The following is a 17,246-nucleotide window of genomic DNA, read 5'->3' on the forward strand; positions in this document are numbered from 1 at the left end:
AGGCGATAGTGAGGATGAAGCTATGAAAAGCGTAGGAATTTGTCACTCAATGGAAAGCTATATGGCTTCCCTGATTGACCGAAAGAAGCCGGACGATGCAGTCAGGTACTACGAGTCGAATCGTAGTGAACTTGAGCGGATCGGCGGCTCTGACGCGTCACGGGTAATCCATATGGCTGCCAAAGCCTATGCTTCGCTTTCTCACTTTTCGGTTGCTCTTAAAACCGCCCGTACGGCGCAGCATGCAGCGGCTCAGGAGGGAGACAGCCTGCTGCTGGCCGAGATTTTCCTGACAATCGGCGGTATTTTGCGTGACATAAGTGAGTACAAAGAAGCTGAAAAGGCTTTTCGCGATGCTGAGTCCATATTCCGACGGAATGATTGTGCTGATGGACAGAGCCGGGCGCTCAACCAACTCGCCGGACTGTTCTACAGACAATCGGACTACAGCAATTCTCTCGCCGTCCTGATCGACGCCATCGAGCTGGCCCGTCACCTCGACGATAAGAAGAAGCTGGCGTACATGATGGGTAACGTCGGCCGTATCTACACCTTTATCGGCGACTTCGAAGAGGCCGAGAGAAATATAAGACTTAATATCGAACTTTCCAGCGACCTGGGCGACACGCTCGAGGTTGCCCGTGCCTATATCCATCTCGGATATATCTATATTCAGAAAGCTCAGTACGAGAAGGCCGAGAAGGCGCTCGAAACCGCTTATCCGATGGTGATCGAGGCTCGGAGTGAACGTGACGAAACCATTTACCTGACCTACCTGGGCGAACTGCGCTACCGCATGGGTCAATACGAAGAATCCCGCGAGATTCTCAGGCAGGCCCGGGCGCTGGCCCGCAAGGTTGCCCCCAACGGCACGCTCGAAGGCCGGGTACTTCGTCATCTCGCCGAACTGGCGCTCCGTGTCGATGAACATACCCGCGCCGAACGTTACTCCGCGCTTGCGTGGGTCGTCATGGAAAAAGCCGACAACAATCTTGAACTGGGTGTCCTGTGCCGGATTAAAGCTGTTCTGGCCGAAACAAAGAAGCGCAAAGCGGAAGCCCGTAAGCTCTACGCCAGAGCTATCGAACTTCTGAGCGATGCCAACGTTCGCTTCGAAAAGGCCGAGGCCCTGGTGGTAGCCGGCAAATCACACCTGTTTTCTCCCCGCCAGCGGATGACTTATCTGTTCAGGGCGGAAGAGATTTACGCGCGTATGAACCTGGCCCAGAAACAACGGGATACCGAAAGATTGATCGACGAAATCGACTCGCAGTTGCCACATCGCCCTCAAAACAGCCCCGACACTCCTTGTGTCGATATTCAGGATTACGACTATATCACCAAGTGCCCGGAAATCCTGAGATTCAAGAGCCAATTACCGTTGATCATCAATTCGGATCTGCCGATTCTCCTGACGGGTGAGACCGGCGTGGGCAAGGATCATCTCGCCAGGTATTTCCAGAAGATCTCTCGTCCCGAAGGACCGTTCGTGGCTATCAACTGCGCTTCGCTTCCCGAAACGCTCTTGGAATCCGAACTCTTCGGTTACCATCGCGGCGCCTTCACCGGAGCGGAGCAGAACAAGCAGGGTCTGTTCGTAGCGGCAAACGGCGGCGTGCTGTTCCTTGACGAGATCGGGGATATGCCGTTGACACTTCAGACCAAGCTGCTTGGCGTTCTTGAGAATCGACGGGTGATTCCGCTCGGTTCGACAACATCGGTGGACCTCGACATCAAGATCGTGGCCGCCACCAACAAGAAGCTTGAGCAGATGGTCGAGAAAGGACTGTTCCGCCGTGACCTTTACTACCGGCTCAGCGGAATCGCTTTCGAAATCCCGGCATTGCGGCATCGCAAAGAAGATATTCCCGTCCTTCTGAAGCTGTTCATGAAAAACTGCGGACTGTTAATGGAACACCAGTCGCCACCGGCCGAACTGGCCCGCCAGTTCATTGAACACGACTGGCCCGGAAATACCCGCGAACTGTTCAATAAAGTCAAACGTCTGGGGGTAATGGCCCAGATGGTTGCGGAAGGGGACATGGTCGAACTGACCCGATCGATTTTTGAAACGACCGTGCCGGCGACCAACAATTCGCTTTTTGACAGGGTCGAAGAGTTTGAACGAAAAATCATTCTCGAGGCCCTGCTTGCGGCTCAAGGGAACAAATCGGAGGCGGCCCGTCTGTTGGGGATTCACGAGGCCACCGTCCGCACGAAACTGAAACGCTACGGCATCAGCTTGGGAGGGGCTAATTAGTTAGAGAGTCCCACCGGTATGGTGAGGCTTAAGCTTCTCGCATCACAGGACCCTCATTCTCCGGACAGCTCAACCGGAGAAGCCCACGCGGGAAAGTTGAGTTTCATCGTACTGATTTACGATTCGTTATCATACTCCTTGGTTAGCGGTAAGCATCTGCTTTTCAGGTGCTTACCGTTTTTATTTGCGCTCAAGTTCGTACGGATGTACGAAATTCCGAGCTGACAAGAAATTAGCCCCGATTAAACGATTCTGTAACATTCTGCCATCAAAACACTTAACAACCAGTTTTGAGCCGCCAAACGTCACGGCATAATGGTTGCTAATCTTAGATTTGTCATTTTTACTCCCAAAATGCTGTTGTTTGTTTGGGATTTCTTTTCTCTTTGGTGTTGCCGCCCGCAGTCGAGGGGACTTCGGGCGGTATTCTTTTGGGCTTCCCCGCAAACCCCGGTCTTCGATCCCGCCGATTCCAATCACAGGCCTTCTATCCAGACCGCCATTGACAATCCGCAACTTCGACCGTATAAAGTATAAGTAGGGACATTTCCAGCATTACCAGGCAAAGGAGGCAAATGATATGCGAGATATGAAATGGTATTATTGGGTAGCTTTTATTCTGGGCGGCCTGGCCGCTATCGCCATAGTCTATGTTGTCCTTCGCTCGAGCGGAGTTCTCAATAAACTCATGCCGGATAAGAAAAAGATGGTGGAGGACGCCCAGTAACGTCTGAAATACGAGAGGAGCCCGCCCCTCCTTGGGAACTGAGCCCCTCGTATCTGCCTGCTACGTTCTTTGCCTTTCAATAGGCCGTCAAGTCACATACTAGTCACCAACCAAGAATTTCCTCAGCGGCAGGATCAAAGGCGGGAGCCCCATCCTTGAGATCATAGAGTTTACACACTCCCTTAGATACGGGAAAGTCTGTAGCGGCAGACTATGTTTGTTATATAACTCAAAGAAGCCGTCTGGTATGTCACCCTTACAGTCAAAAAGAACTGCATATTTTATTCGTGATGTAAACAGGCGGTTCCGCCCACACTTCGCCTTGAGATTGTAAGAAACCTCTATTGTCGCCACGTTTTCGGCAACACTAAGCACATTCGCCGACTCGTCGAATTTAAGGGAAGCCCTACCTGTTAGCTCCCTAGAATACAGAGTAGATTTGATCTCCTTCAAATAAATGTCTCGAAGATCAACGCACTTTAGAATCTCGCCGTATTGGGTCGGCGTAATGGTAACTTCTTCAGCGCTTCGCCTAAGCGCTGACTGCTTCTTTGCTTTCGGCATAGTTATCTTGACCACCTTGCTTGTTTATGTCAATAATCCAAGGCTGTTCGCACGTGCGCTCTCCGTAGCCCTTTACGGAGGCCGTACTTGGGAGCACTGCTTCAACTGCTCTTCCGTAATCATCCCACCCGCAAAAGCGCTCCATTACAGCATTAACAAACGAATTAAGACTCTGGTTGTTTTTCTTGGCAAGTTTAATGAGCTGCAGATGCGTCGCGGGGGAAGTACGGAACACGAACCTCCCGCTTGGCATTGCCACATCTTCCCTTTCGGGTTCAGGTATTGGGATCTTGTTCTCAAAGTAGTAAGGAACAAGCTCTCGCCTGACTAGCTCAAAGCTCTCCAGAGCTTCCTTTTTAGTCGCACCTACTCCGTAGAACGCAACCTGATCCAGTTCACGACAGTATGCGCGATACATGACTTCGCCGTCGTCTTCCACCCTAGCAACTAACACATCGTAGTCGAGCTTAAGGTAGTATTCTAGATCCTTATTTTGCGTTACCACAGGCATCCTCCATTTCCATTAAGTCAATTATCTCCAACAATCGCGGCCTTAGATATTTCCTGTAATCAAATCGCGATATTATTTCACGCTTCTTGTGACTTTTGTGTACTGTAAAAAGTCCATCGCGCCCCAGCCTTTTCAATATCTTATGTTGATATTTTATGCTGCTTCCGCCAGTCAGTTTAAGCCTCTCCACACCAAGTTCTTCGAACATAAACTTTTCAATTGGAGCAAGTTTCATTTCGGGCATGTTTATCGAGTCAAACTCCTTCAGCCTCGCCCTTAAGTTTTCAAACTTGCTCAAGTTGCTACCTTTATCGTCATTCGGAGGTACTATATTTAGTATGATACTAAATATAGTATCATTAATACGCAGCCGTCAATGATAAAGTTTATAAAATTATGCCGGAAAACATTTTACTCCGAAGTTGTAGTTTTTTTGCTGTGCTTAAGAGCCTGCCTCTCAATCAAATACTGAGCCAACAATGTGTTTAGATGACAACGCATTACCCCGCAATGGGTTACGTTGAGCCATTCTAAGTGCGGACGATTTTACTTGCGAGAAGTATCTTTGTATATTCAGAAGTAGGAAAACGGCCATTTACAATGCGCTCACTAAAGGATAAAGTCGTAGTCATAACGGGGGCTTCGCGGGGAATCGGCGAGGGTATCGCCCGCGTTTTTGCCGCCGAACACCCCAAGCTGGTTCTGTGCGGACGGGATAAAGAGCGCCTTCAAAAGGTCGCCAAATCCCTGCCCCTGCCAAGATCCCATGTCAGCACTGTAATAGCCGATATCACCAGAGCCTCGGGCATGAAGAAAATAATCGATGCCGCCTACAAAAGACACGGCGTGATCGATGTGTTCATCAACAACGCCGGGGTCGGCGCGCGCAAAAACCTGCTGGATACCACCGAAGAAGACTACGACCTGACGATGGATACCAACCTCAAGGCGGTTTTCTACTCCTTCAAGATGCTTCTCCCCCGGATGCTCAAGCAGGATTTCGGACACATTATCAACATTTCGTCGGGCGCCGGCCGAATCGGGATGCCCGGCCTGGCGGTTTATTCGGCATCAAAAGCGGCCCTGAACGCTTTCAGCGAGGCTGTCGCCGGCGAAGTCCGCAACGATAACATAAAGATCTCCGTTCTCGCTCCCTCCTCCACCGATACGAGTTTCGGGTCGGGCAGATCAAGCAAGAAGAGCGCGCATCGCAGCGCCACAGTAAGATTGACTGTCGATGAAGTCGCCGAGGCGGTGTTGTTCCTCGCCAAACAGAATGAGAACGCCTTTACCTCGATGGCGGACATAAGACCCCTTATTACTCGCAAATAGACACATCCGCGTGTCCTCTCCCGGTAACATGGAAAACATTTCTCTTGATTCCGGTTCAGCGCGCGTGCATTTTTATATTAGATACATAAATCTTCGTTTGTCTGCGATCATCAAACCTCACCACTGATATCGCGGTCCAACACGAGTCGGCATCGAACCTGCCAACCTCAATCACCTCACATCCTGGCGGGAGGGAATTCATACAAACGCGGAGGGTTGTTCATGTTACGTGGACTTAAGTTAGTCATCGTGTCCGTCACAGTCATAGCAATTACGATTGGTCTCGCCTACGTGCTGGGTGGCGAGGCCGGCCAGTATATTGCACAATATCGCGCGGAACGCGAGTATCTTCAGCAACGCGACAAGGACAGTGAACAGCAACTTGCCAACGCCAACCGCACTATCATCGGCGAAAAACTCCCGGAAGACGAATTCAAAGATGTAAGCGGTAATACCGTTCGACTGTCAGAGCTTCTCAGACGGAAGACGGTCGTATCGTTTATGTCTTCAAATTGTCAGGGATGCATGACCCAAGCCGAGCAGATCGCCTCACTTGCCCGCGACAGCGTTGATTTCGCCGGCTTTATAGTGATATCGCTCAGCGACGTTGATGATCTGATCTCGTTTAAACGGGAATACGGGCTTAAGTGTCCCGTTCTGCACGAGAACGGTGAGTACGTAATGAGATTTTTCAACAACTATCTGACTCCGACCAGCCTGATAGTCAACGGAGATGGTGTTGTTGAGAAACTTATCGCCGGACATCTCACCGATAGCGAGATCGAAGATGTAATGGATTGCAATCGCGATTAATGGTAAGAACTGACTCTGACATCGGAAGTCTGGAGTTAAACACACATTCAAGACCAACGAAGGGAGGTGATTTTATGGCGCGTAAACTTTCTTTGGTGCTTCCAGCCCTCTTTGTGCTGGTATTCGCTTTCTGCCTTGTGGTGCAGATGCATTCACCGGCCGAGGCCGAGCCGTTGTGCTGTTATGTGGTCAACGTCTGCGACGGTATTGTGTATCAGGGCTGTTGCCCAAGGATAGACAAAGTCTGTCGTTGCGATGTTGTTGTGGACTACTGTCCGCCAGGCCCGCCGCTGGAGTGCGATATTGACTAGCAAGGTCTCTCATTCACACATCCCGCCGGACCAAGAGCCTCAACTTGGCGAGACACATTCCAACCAGCGCCGGGAATCAAAGTAATCGACTGAGCTCCACCCAGAACTTGGTTGGCTAAAGACCCGGTGACTGCCTGCTGACACGAACGAAAATGAAAGGAGATGTTAATATGTTGCGAAAACTGTCTGTCCTGCTGCCCGCATTATTCGTGCTTGTTTTCACGTTTTGCCTTATCGTCTCAATGAATGCCCCAGTTGCGGCCGTTCCGAAGGAATGCTGCACTAAAGTTAACAATTGCGACGGAGTACTCTGGTGGGGCGAGTGTCCCCGGATCGACGGTCTCTGTGACTGCAACCTCGTGGTTAGTTATTGTCTCCCTCCGCCAAGAGAATGTACTCCAGACTGATCCTATCGGCTGATCAGTAATCAAACGCTGCAGCCCCCAGACAACGGTTATGAGTCAGACAGGCCCCTTTCAGGGGCCTGATTTTTTGGATCACAGTTTTTCAAGAAATTTGAGAACTACCGATGACGAATTGTCGGCGGCTACCTTGAAAAACTCCTCGATCTCCACCGCAGCGGTCGCGGAACCGGAACCTCCGGCAAGGTCCGAGGCTGACCTGAAGATTATATACGGAACCTCATTCACGGCGCACACCTGAGCTACCGCCGCCGACTCCATATCGGTTACCACCGCGGAAAAGTGGTTACTCAGCCAAAGACGTTTCTCCCGGCTATCCACAAACACGTTGCCGGTCACGCCAACCCCACCAACCAACAGCCGCGGCTTGCGGTCGCCAATTGAGGCTACCGGGAGTTCTTCATGACTCAACTTCAACGCCGACGCCAGCATGACACTATCCACCTCGAATCTGTCAATCCGCCTTACACTGTCTTCGCCCGGCATCCAGACCGGCAGACCCCGCGGCTCGAATCCGGTCGGGCCGATATACCCGTAATCATGCTGCACCCACTCTCCGCAGACTGTAATGTCCCCAATATGCACCGAACTGTCTATCGCTCCCGCAATACCGGTCAGGACCACTGCCTTTGGCCGATAATAGTCCAGCATCTTCTGGGTCGTCATAGCGGCATTGGTCATGCCGATACCAAGCTCTGCCAGGACTATGTTCTTGCCACCAACGGTTCCAACCGACACGGCGCGATTCAAAAGCGTTTCGGTAGTATCGACCGACATCTGGTTCCTTATCAGTTCCCCCTCATAATTGAAGGCATATAGCACCAGAATCGGCTGCGACTGAGGGTCCATCTGCTTGCGACATGAGACCGTAACAGCCAGCAAACAGCACAGTACTGACACCAACAGCAGGCGAGTCACCGCGACCGCGTATGTCTTTCTAAGGCGATGCATTCAGTTACCTCCGATGAAAACACAGGCTATTTATCTGAGGCTGCTACGGGTGTCCACTCGGCGAATCCCTCCGTCGAAACCTTCGCCCGTCCCTGCGTGGTCCATCGTTCATTGGCGTTGTAGCTCCATTCGAGATATTCCGAACCTCCCCCGCCCGAGGTGGTAATCAGATAACGGTTGTTCAGATATCCGAAACTGTTGGCGCGATCGGCCGGCCATTTTGAGTCGCCACCCGACGGATCCACCGGGATCCATCCATAGTTGGGCAGGTAAATCTCTACCCATCGATGGTACACATCATCGTACGAAGCATCATCGCCGCGAATAACCACCGACCCGACATACCTGGCCGGCAGCCCCGCTGCCCGGCACATGGCAATATAAACAAAACTGTATTCCGAGCATGAACCGGTTCCACGGTCAAGAACGGTCGGAGCGATATTCCATCCTCCCACCAATTCGTACTCCACATGATCGATCACGTAATCGTAGATCTTGCGCCCGATCCAGTACGGATTGGTCTCATCACCCACGGCGGCCTTGATACCCTTCTGAATAACCGGATTATCGAAAGAGAATTTCGTGTCATTCACGAGATACTTGTCGGTGATTTCCTTGGGTATGTCTCTCAGCGTCCCCACCTTATCGGGAAAGACGAAATAGCGGTTCTGGTAGAGCTTTGCCTCGACATTCATGCGGACATCGGTGAACTCCAGTGCCGGCAAATCCGTAAATCGGAAATGGGCCACCTTCTGCCCCCATTTATCCGTAAGAAAATCCATCGGCTGGGGATTGAACGTGACTTCACCAATCAGCTCCTGGTTATTCATATCATGTGGCACCGCGAGGTAAACATCGAGCGTCTTAACCATTCCGGGACCGTAATTTCTGACCTGATGGATATATTCCACCTTCTCGTGTTTCTCTTCGAGTCGCGCGAACTTGACACCGTCGTTTACAACCAGCTTGTAGATACGATCCGTCTGATAGTCAACATTCCACAGGTTTAAGCCATCCCACGCCAGACCGCAACTGTGGGGGCCGGGCGAGGCGAAGCAGATGATTACATCCCCCCTGTCAGGCGTGACCATGTAAATCATGTCCTTGAAGCGGTCAGAAACCCACAGATATTTGCCGTCAAAAGTCAGACCCCAGGGGTTTGGCGATGGCGCCGGAATAGAGACAATAGTAGTGCCGTCTTCGGGGCTGATCTGGTGAAGCATATTGTCGGCATCATCGGCAATCCACAGATACTTACCATCCCAGGCCAGACCGTACGGCTTTGACACCGGGCAATAGATAGTCCTCTCGACAATCCGTGTTTTCGGGTCAATCGCGAATATCAGTTCTTCGCCGGCATCCACTATCCACAGCCACTTACCATCCCAGGTCAAACCTCTCGGTATATATCCGGGAGCATCCAGAGAATCGACAACCGCCCCGTTTTGAGGGTCAACCTTGTAAATCAAATCAGTCAGGCGATCGACATTCCAGAGATACTTTCCATCGAACGTAAGCCCCTGCGGACAACTCCCCGGTGTCGCGAAGGAACTGACAGTGTCGCCCGGAGTGGCGGTGGTCGTCTGGGCCAGAATACAGACCGCCAGCAAAAACAGGCCAAGGCTTCGCGCTATTGACATTGCAGCCTCCTAACTCCTATGGATAAATCTTGTTTGACCGAAAGGGTTCTTTCTATTGAGGGGGAAATATGGTCCCATAGGGGACAAATAGCGGCAATCCCGGCGGGATTGTCAAGCTAAAGCGACCGGCCCCGGAGCGCAGATTCCGGGGCCGGTATCCTCCCATCCGGTAAAGGGCATTTGACGGGACATTTTTTGTATTGTATGTCCCTTCGGGTGCTACGGGCGGATGAATCCGTTAATATCTTTTGTGTGAGGTCAAACAGATGCCTAAACAAATCCTGCGCCAAAGACTGGCGCAGGATCTACCTAGATCTCTTTATTCGTGGCGAGAAGGGTATGTTATGAGGATTGGAGTACTAAGCACTCGAGCAGAGTATACTACATTATCCATGAAATGTCAAGAGAAATTGTTCTCTGCCACAAGCAAAAAATAAAGTAGTTGATTCGTAGCTATCAGATTTTACCTTGATACCGGTCTCGAAAAGTATTCTTTACCAGGATAACGAATCCGAAAGGAGTGATCGGTGGAATCCAACTTAGCCCTCACTGTTTCCTTTATAATTTACAGTGCCGGCATAGTGGCGTTCGGGCTTGATTCGACAAAGCTTCGAAAGAAAACGGCCGATGACTTCGTACTGGCCAACCGTGAGCTGGGTCCCTGGGCGGCATCCCTTTCTTCGGCCGCCTCGGCCGAGTCGGGATGGGTGATGCTCGGGCTGGTCGGCGAGGCCTATCTTTACGGGGCGGCCGCCGGCATGCTCACCGGCGCTATCGTGACAATCATATGGCGCAATGTCGAGGCGTTGAAGGCTATCGTGTACGAACTTGTACCCGCCTTCATACTGGCCTTCCTCGCCGTTATAATATTCAGCCTTATAACCTCGAAAGACAAACCCGAAAACGGATAGACCGGGAGCAGTATGGCCAGATCGAAAACACGTAAAATTCTCTCCTTCGCCGTCATGTCCATCGTCGGACTGGCTATCGGCGTGGCAGTATCGTTCTATGTTCTGGTGAAACTATCCGTGCCATCCACCGGCGGCACGATCAAGACCATGGGCGTCGAGCATCCGGTCGAGATCACGTTCGATAAAATGGGCATCTGTCAAATCTGGGCCGAGTCTGAAACCGATGCGTATTTCGCGCTGGGATACCAGCACGCCGCCGACCGGATGTTCCAGATGGATCTCTCCCGACGAATCGCTAAAGGACGATTGTCACAAATGCTCGGCGATATCACCCGCGATATCGATATTTTCCAGCGACGGATCGGTCACTACCGTAGTGCCGCAAAAGCGCTGACAACACTCTCCGAAGAAAATCGGGCGCGTCTTGGGGCGTATACCGATGGAGTCAACGCCTACAAGACGCACGCAAAGGCGCTTCCCTTCGAATACCGGTTTCTTCCCGTGACATTTGAAGACTGGACAATTGAGGACTGTCTTGCCCTGTTGAGTTTTCAGACATGGTTTTCCAATGCCCTGATGAACCGCGATGAGTTCTATATCGAGCTTGAACAAAAAATCGGGCACGACCGGGCGCAAAGCCTCGTCTTCCCCTACCCCGACTGGGCGCCTACAACCGTGCCGGACGACACCAGACTTGGGATGCACTCCCCCGATAGCAGACCATCAATATACCGCGCCTTTGGCTCTATTCTTAAGCGAAGTGAACATACGTACCAAAGCGGCGGATATACGAGCGTGTACGAGCCATTTCAACGCGCGGTGGCAGGAGAGCTTTTCCGCAATTTTGAGATCCCGATGCAAATGACTCATTCATCGAACGCTTGGGTGGTCGCACCGCCTAAAAGCGCCAGCGGACACGCCATGCTGGCGTCGGATCCGCACCTGGAACTGACACGCCTCCCGCAGTTCTGGTATGTCGCCGGAGTGCACGCCTCGGCTGACTCGCTCGATGTTCTCGGTGTCACCACACCGGGACTTCCGTTTTTCGTGATGGGCCACAACGGACGCGCGGCATGGGCGTTCACCGCCGGGGGGATCGATGTTATCGACTACCGCGAGATTGAGGTCAACCCGAGCAATGCCGATGAATATCGCGATGGCGACCAGTGGGTAAAGTTCGAAACGATTGCTGATTCCATCGTGTACAGCGACAGCGACAAAATCGACTCCCTGAGTTTCAAAACCTGCCGCTATGGTATCGTGGTTGATGATATCGGCGACCGCGGCACGACCTACGCTTTCCACTGGGCTGGGTTCGATACTGATATGAATCAGGCCGTATCGTCGGGGTTCGAACTGCACTCCGTCCGCGGCTTCGACCGGTTCCGCCGGGTGGTGACCAATCTCGGGGCGCTCGACGCCAACATGCATTACGCGGACATCAACGGGAATATCGGCTACCAGTTGACAACACCGGTACCTATTCGAGACGAGAACTCCGATGGCTGGAACGGGTATCTCGATCTTGATGCCACCCCGCACGCTTTCAACCCATCGCGCGGATGGCTGGCGTCGTGCAACAATCTTCCCGAGCGCGGCGACAATATCCGCGGACATTTCTTCACCAACCGGATACTCAGCATCTTCGAATTGCTCGGCAGTAAGGACAAGTTCACGGTGGATGACATGCGCGCGTTCCAGAGCGATATCAACGACAGATACTGGCTGCGTTTCACCGATGATGCCGCCCGGATACTCGATCTGATGGATCAGCCGGCGATAGCCGATTCGGTCCGCGAGTGGGATGGCTACTGCGGTCTTCAGTCGCGTCAGGCGGCTATCCTCAATGTTTACCGCGCGCGTCTTAAGACGATCACTTTTACCGATGAGCTCGGCGGGCTGGCTTCGCAGGTGCCTGACCGGTGGATCGAATGTATCGCGCAGGTGGACAGCGCCGGGTGGTTCGATGATGTATCGACCGACAGCGTCATAGAATCTTATGACAATATCGCGATGGCGGCTATGAAAGAGGCGCTGAAGGTGACTGACGGCAAAGTGTGGGGGCAGATGCAGTCTCTCGAGATGCAGCATCCGTTGTCGATGATTCCCGTGCTCAGCGGACTGATGGGTCTTACGATCGGCCCGGAGCCCTGGCCCGGTAGCCCGGGTACGCTTCGCGCGTCGTTTTATCGTCAGGCCGCCGATGACAAGTTTGAGACTATGGCCGGTCCGAGCTGGCGGTTCGTGGTGGATTTCGCCGATGTGGACGCGGCGCAGATGGTGTTGCCGGCCGGCAATTCGGGTAATCCGATGAGTGATCATTTCCGCGATTTTTATCCTTTGTGGAGGGCCAACGAGTACTGGACCGTCCCGTTCACCCGCGACAAAGTCACCGCATCCTCCGCCAGCATTCTTAATCTGGAACCTGAAGCCTGACCGGGAATTTGGCTTCGGTACCCCACACCTAGCAGTTTTGTGCGAGGCAGATGTCTTCATCTGCACGAACAAATCCTCCGTAATCGTTTTTCACCCATGTCATTATCATGATTTGGGTTCGTTTCGTTGTTTTTGTATGGTGCCCTCACCCCGCCCCTCTCCCGGAGGCCGAGGGGGAAAGAGGCGTGATGTCGTGTCGCGTTTGATAAATCAAACGCCTACGGATGCGTTTTGCTTTGTCAGGCCCAAACGAGTTTGAGCCTGCCACCCGGACGCGGTCAGGTTAACAGCAGAGTCGCGAGGTGGCAGGAGTCTAAGAAGGCTCCTGCCCTACGCTTACTTTGTCCCCGGTGAATCTTCAGATTCACCGGGTAATCCAGAATTGGCTTTGTTTCGCTATTTTTCATGGGACCCCAAAACGCGTTTTTCCCTTCTAACCTATTTTCCGGTAGACATTTACTGCCTGTCATCAATGCCGTTTGGATGCACAAAGTATTCGATTTATGGTCTCTGAGAATATTCCGCTTCATATTTACTCGGACGTCAATGCATTGACCATGGATTTTGTGGCGAAATTGCACAGGTGGATAGGATCTGCGACAAGCCGCGGTGGGGCTTGATTTGTGGCTCTCAAATACCGATAATATGGTATATGATTGGGGAGGTTTGAAGGGGATTGGTTTTGTACAGAGGGCAGCGGGAGGAGTAGCCGCGGGGAGATTTGTGACAAAGGTCAACTTGACAAGACGACTGGTGAAACGTCTTTTAGTGAGCGATTGGGTCTTGTCTGCTTGCCCGGATGGACCCGACGTCGAATGAGTGCACATTAACGACAAATGAGGGAGGAATTACCCGTGAAATGTTTTAACCAATCAAAGGGAGGAGTGATGCGGAATTTCGCGCTGTACCTTATCATAGCCGTCGTGATTGGGATGATGACATCGACAGAGGGGCTGTGCCAAGAGTGCTATGGAGGTATTGAATGTGATTCGACGTGTATGCCCATTGTTGTAGACTATAGTGCCGAGGTCATCGGCGTAGACCCAAGCACCGGATTAGTTGCGTTCTGTTTTTCAATAAGCGCGAGGGGACAGAAGGAATTTCCGTTTGGCGGCTTTGTAGCTGTACTAAATGCCACTGATGGTTATGGCGAGGTGGTGAGTTGTCATGTGCTAGAGCTAGGGTGTCATGAATGTACAGGCAAGTTTTCAAGACTACTTCAGTGTCCTGACGGGCAGATAGGATTTTGGTGGGAAGCGTGGCAGTACCTTAATAACGGATACTGCGGTTGTACGTCTGACACCACCTGGATATCGGTTCCGGAGATATCGCCGGAGCCCACCGATGTTCCTCTCGCGAAGGAAGACGAGTACGGAAAGCCCCTGTGTACCGAGGCAATAGGGCATCCAATAAACGCGCTGAACGGCAATGTGTATACTGAGGCGGTCGATGTAACTATACCCTCCGACCGGGGGCCAAGCCTGCGTTTCGTGAGACATTATAACAGCATGGATGCTTTTACCACGGCCCTGGGCCGTGGTTGGAGGCATTCCTACGACTATTCGATCTGGATATCGTCAGACAGCAGCCGAGTGAACGTACGAGAAGGATCGGGACGGCAGCTTTCCTTCCGGAACAAACCGGCTATGGGCGATTACTGGTATGAATCGCCTCTGGGAGTTTTGGACAGACTCGAGTTCGAGCAGACGGCGGGCGTTTACTATCTCGTGAAGCCCGACGACACCAAATACTGGTTCGACACTGAGAGGCAACTCGATTACATCGAGGATCGCAACGGCAACCGTCTTGACTTGAATTATGAAGGCGGGTTTCTGACCAGCGTAACCGATGCGTCTGGCAGAAGTCTTAATTTCGTCTACGCTGGGACGAAGCTATCGGAGATCCGATCCGATTTGGATGAACTTTTGGTATCTTATGACTACGACGATGAAGACTGGGTGCTTGAACGGGCTACGTACCCCGATGGAAGTTGGGAGGGATATACCTATGCTGGTGATATTGGGGACGGCGGATACATTCACGCCATTTCGAATTCGGCCGGGGTCGGACATTACTATGGATACGACCCTGATGGCCGGGCGACATCTACCTATGGGAACGACGACATCGACAGGGCAGATCTCACGTACATACGCTTTTGCGACACGTGTCCGGTACTCTTCGAAACAAACGTGAGTTACCCGAACCGAAATAAAAGTTCGGTCTTTCATTCCATGTTTTCTAATGACGGTGACAGGCGAATTTTGGTTGACGTGACCGATCCCGACTGTCCCAGTTGCGCAGTGGCATACGAATATGATGGCGGGGGAAATCGCAGAAGGATCATCTACGCCAACGGTGTCGAGGACACCCTCAGCTATGACGTGCGTGGGAACATGCTGTCCTACACCCGCGCGGCCAACACTTCGCTGGCGCAGACGACGTTCTTTGAATATCATGACGTCTACAACCTTCCCACAAAAGAATACTCCACCAGCATCGCTAATCCCGCCAGCGGTGATACAATCAGATACGATTACGACGACAACGGTAACCTGCAGTACTACACTGAGTTCGGTTGGAAATCGGCCACCGAGAGCTATGAGTATATTACATCGTATTCGTACAATGAATTTGGTCAGGTGGAGACAATCAACGGACCGAGGACGGATGTCTCGGATATCTTCGAGTTCGACTACTACTCCAATGGTGATCTCCGGTACGTTGTCAAAGCTAACGGTGATACCACGGAATACGGGCTGCGCGATGAAATGGGTAACCGCACCTGGGTCAAGGACGCCAACGGGATGATAAAACGATATGAATATGACGGCCGCAACCGGCCGTCGAAGGTCATCTTGGCCTCGGAAACCGACGACAGCACGATTACGACTTTCGACCGCAATTACAACGGGGATATTGATCTTATCACTTTTCCCGAAGGCAATACAATCGATTACGAATACGACAACCACAACTGGCTCACCAGTGTGACGAACAGCGCCGGCGATCAACTGGTATATGGGTACGACACCAATTCCGATCTGACCCACATGGAGATAAAAAACAATCTGGATGTGGTGAGGAAGTACGAAAACTATTTCTACAACGAGGATGGGCTGCTGGAGAGAATAACCAATCCGGATTTGACCTATACCGAATACGAGTACGACGAGATGGGTAACCGTTTGTCGGTCCGGGATGCTAATGGACATTATACCTACTACGTTTATGACGAACTGAACCGATTGGACAGCGCCATTCAGATGGATGGGCTCGACAGTCTGATTACACAGTTTTTCTATGATGCCGACAACAATCTGACCACTCTGATCGACGCTGAGGGAAATACGTTTTCGTTTGTCTATGACGACCGGGGTTTGTTACTGGAGGAGAACTCCTCGGTTACCGGACTCACAAAGTATACGTATGATGCAGCGGGTAACTGTGTTTCAAAACTGAACGCCAAGAACGAGACGACAGTATACCATTATGATGCTTTGAACCGCCTGACGCTAGTCGAGTATGCCGATCCGTCTCAAAACGTCAGCTATGTTTATGACCAGCCCGAGTATTTTGGTAAAGGCAGGCTCTGCTGGGAGATTAACAGTATCTGTTCGCTCGGTTACCGTTATGATTTGCTAGGCCGTCTGGATCAGGAACTGATGAATATCGACAATCTCGAATACATAACATCGTACGATTATGATATGAACGGTGATATCTCGGTGCTGACCCACCACGTTGGGCATCAGGTAATTTACAATCGTGACGCCGCCCGGCGGGTGTCGGAGGTCAGGTGGGTGTTCGGCGATATTAATCAGGTACTGGCCACGCAGATACAGTATGAGCCGTTCGGCGGACCTACATCGTGGTATTTCGGCAACGGTATTAGCGGAACGATCAATTATGACGTGCGGTATCTGGCCCATGATATTCTAACCAGTAACCCTGCGGTTCTAAACCGGACGTATGCTCACGATGCGGTTGGCAACATTACCGGCATAACAGACAATCTCGATAACAGCCGCAGCCGGACGTTCGGCTATGATGATCTGGACCAGTTAACCTCCGCCGCCAGCCAATCGTATCCGGGCGGGAGTATTGGTTTCACGTATCATGGCAACGGAAACCGGGAGACCAAGACGGTTGGAATCAACACCACCACCTATGAGTACACAAACAATCGTCTGACTGGACTGACCGGGACTGAAACGGCTAGTTTTGGCTATGACGCTTTGGGTAATCTGACCAGCAGTAATCTGGGTGGTCTCCCCCGGACGTATCAGTGGGATTATTCGGGCAGGCTTTTGAGTATTGACGAGGGGGCGGTGGCTGAGTATGAATACGACAGCCGGTCGCGCCGGG

13 protein-coding genes are annotated in these 17,246 nt (G+C 51.9%); 8 read left to right on the top strand and 5 right to left on the bottom strand.

Annotation, left to right across the window (positions count from 1 at the left end):
• Positions 1-22 precede the first annotated feature (22 nt).
• The gene (locus tag AB1483_06305) at positions 23-2,260 is read left to right on the top strand and encodes a sigma 54-interacting transcriptional regulator (GenBank protein MEW6412073.1); all 2,238 of its coding nucleotides are present in this window, start codon (positions 23-25) and stop codon (positions 2,258-2,260) included.
• A 580-nt stretch (positions 2,261-2,840) separates the two neighbouring features.
• On the top strand, positions 2,841-2,987 hold the full coding sequence (locus AB1483_06310) for a hypothetical protein (protein MEW6412074.1): 147 nt from the start codon (positions 2,841-2,843) through the stop codon (positions 2,985-2,987).
• A gap of 99 nt (positions 2,988-3,086) precedes the next feature.
• Here the strand turns inward: AB1483_06310 and AB1483_06315 are convergent, their stop codons facing one another.
• From AB1483_06315 to AB1483_06325, 3 genes are read right to left on the bottom strand one after another with little or no spacing between them, the layout of a single operon-like run.
• On the bottom strand, positions 3,087-3,551 hold the full coding sequence (locus AB1483_06315) for a protein-export chaperone SecB (protein ID MEW6412075.1): 465 nt from the start codon (positions 3,549-3,551) through the stop codon (positions 3,087-3,089).
• Entirely contained in the window at positions 3,520-4,056 is a 537-nt protein-coding gene (locus AB1483_06320; GenBank protein MEW6412076.1) for a toxin-antitoxin system HicB family antitoxin, read from the bottom strand. Before AB1483_06320 ends, AB1483_06315 begins: the two co-directional genes overlap by 32 nt.
• Positions 4,040-4,360, bottom strand: a complete 321-nt coding sequence (locus AB1483_06325; protein ID MEW6412077.1) for a hypothetical protein — start codon at positions 4,358-4,360, stop codon at positions 4,040-4,042. The genes AB1483_06320 and AB1483_06325 overlap by 17 nt, the downstream gene beginning before the upstream one ends.
• 302 nt (positions 4,361-4,662) lie before the next feature.
• Between AB1483_06325 and AB1483_06330 the strand changes: the two genes are divergently transcribed.
• The 3 genes from AB1483_06330 (at position 4,663) to AB1483_06340 (ending at position 6,518) form a co-directional block, all read left to right on the top strand.
• A complete protein-coding gene (locus tag AB1483_06330; protein MEW6412078.1) occupies positions 4,663-5,394 on the top strand; it encodes an SDR family oxidoreductase in 732 nt (243 codons plus the stop codon).
• Positions 5,395-5,616: 222 nt separating this feature from the next.
• Positions 5,617-6,207 (top strand): TlpA disulfide reductase family protein, encoded by a 591-nt coding sequence (locus tag AB1483_06335; GenBank protein ID MEW6412079.1) that lies wholly within the window; start codon positions 5,617-5,619, stop codon positions 6,205-6,207.
• A 74-nt stretch (positions 6,208-6,281) separates the two neighbouring features.
• Positions 6,282-6,518 (top strand): hypothetical protein, encoded by a 237-nt coding sequence (locus AB1483_06340; GenBank protein MEW6412080.1) that lies wholly within the window; start codon positions 6,282-6,284, stop codon positions 6,516-6,518.
• Positions 6,519-7,015: 497 nt separating this feature from the next.
• Here the strand turns inward: AB1483_06340 and AB1483_06345 are convergent, their stop codons facing one another.
• Together AB1483_06345 and AB1483_06350 are read right to left on the bottom strand one after the other, a co-directional pair.
• Positions 7,016-7,891 (bottom strand): 5'-methylthioadenosine/S-adenosylhomocysteine nucleosidase, encoded by an 876-nt coding sequence (locus AB1483_06345; GenBank protein ID MEW6412081.1) that lies wholly within the window; start codon positions 7,889-7,891, stop codon positions 7,016-7,018.
• 26 nt (positions 7,892-7,917) lie between these two features.
• On the bottom strand, positions 7,918-9,531 hold the full coding sequence (locus tag AB1483_06350; GenBank protein ID MEW6412082.1) for a transglutaminase domain-containing protein: 1,614 nt from the start codon (positions 9,529-9,531) through the stop codon (positions 7,918-7,920).
• Positions 9,532-10,058: 527 nt separating this feature from the next.
• On the opposite strand from AB1483_06350, the gene AB1483_06355 reads away from it, so the two are divergent.
• The 3 genes from AB1483_06355 to AB1483_06365 form a co-directional block, all read left to right on the top strand.
• Positions 10,059-10,442, top strand: coding sequence for a hypothetical protein (locus tag AB1483_06355; protein MEW6412083.1), 384 nt, complete (start codon positions 10,059-10,061; stop codon positions 10,440-10,442).
• A gap of 12 nt (positions 10,443-10,454) precedes the next feature.
• On the top strand, positions 10,455-12,878 hold the full coding sequence (locus tag AB1483_06360; protein ID MEW6412084.1) for a penicillin acylase family protein: 2,424 nt from the start codon (positions 10,455-10,457) through the stop codon (positions 12,876-12,878).
• 887 nt (positions 12,879-13,765) lie between these two features.
• Positions 13,766-17,246: DUF6531 domain-containing protein (locus tag AB1483_06365; GenBank protein ID MEW6412085.1), on the top strand; the 3,481-nt coding region annotated here is incomplete at its 3' end.

Source organism: Candidatus Zixiibacteriota bacterium, from assembly GCA_040756055.1.
Classification (GTDB): Bacteria; Zixibacteria; MSB-5A5; order GN15; family FEB-12.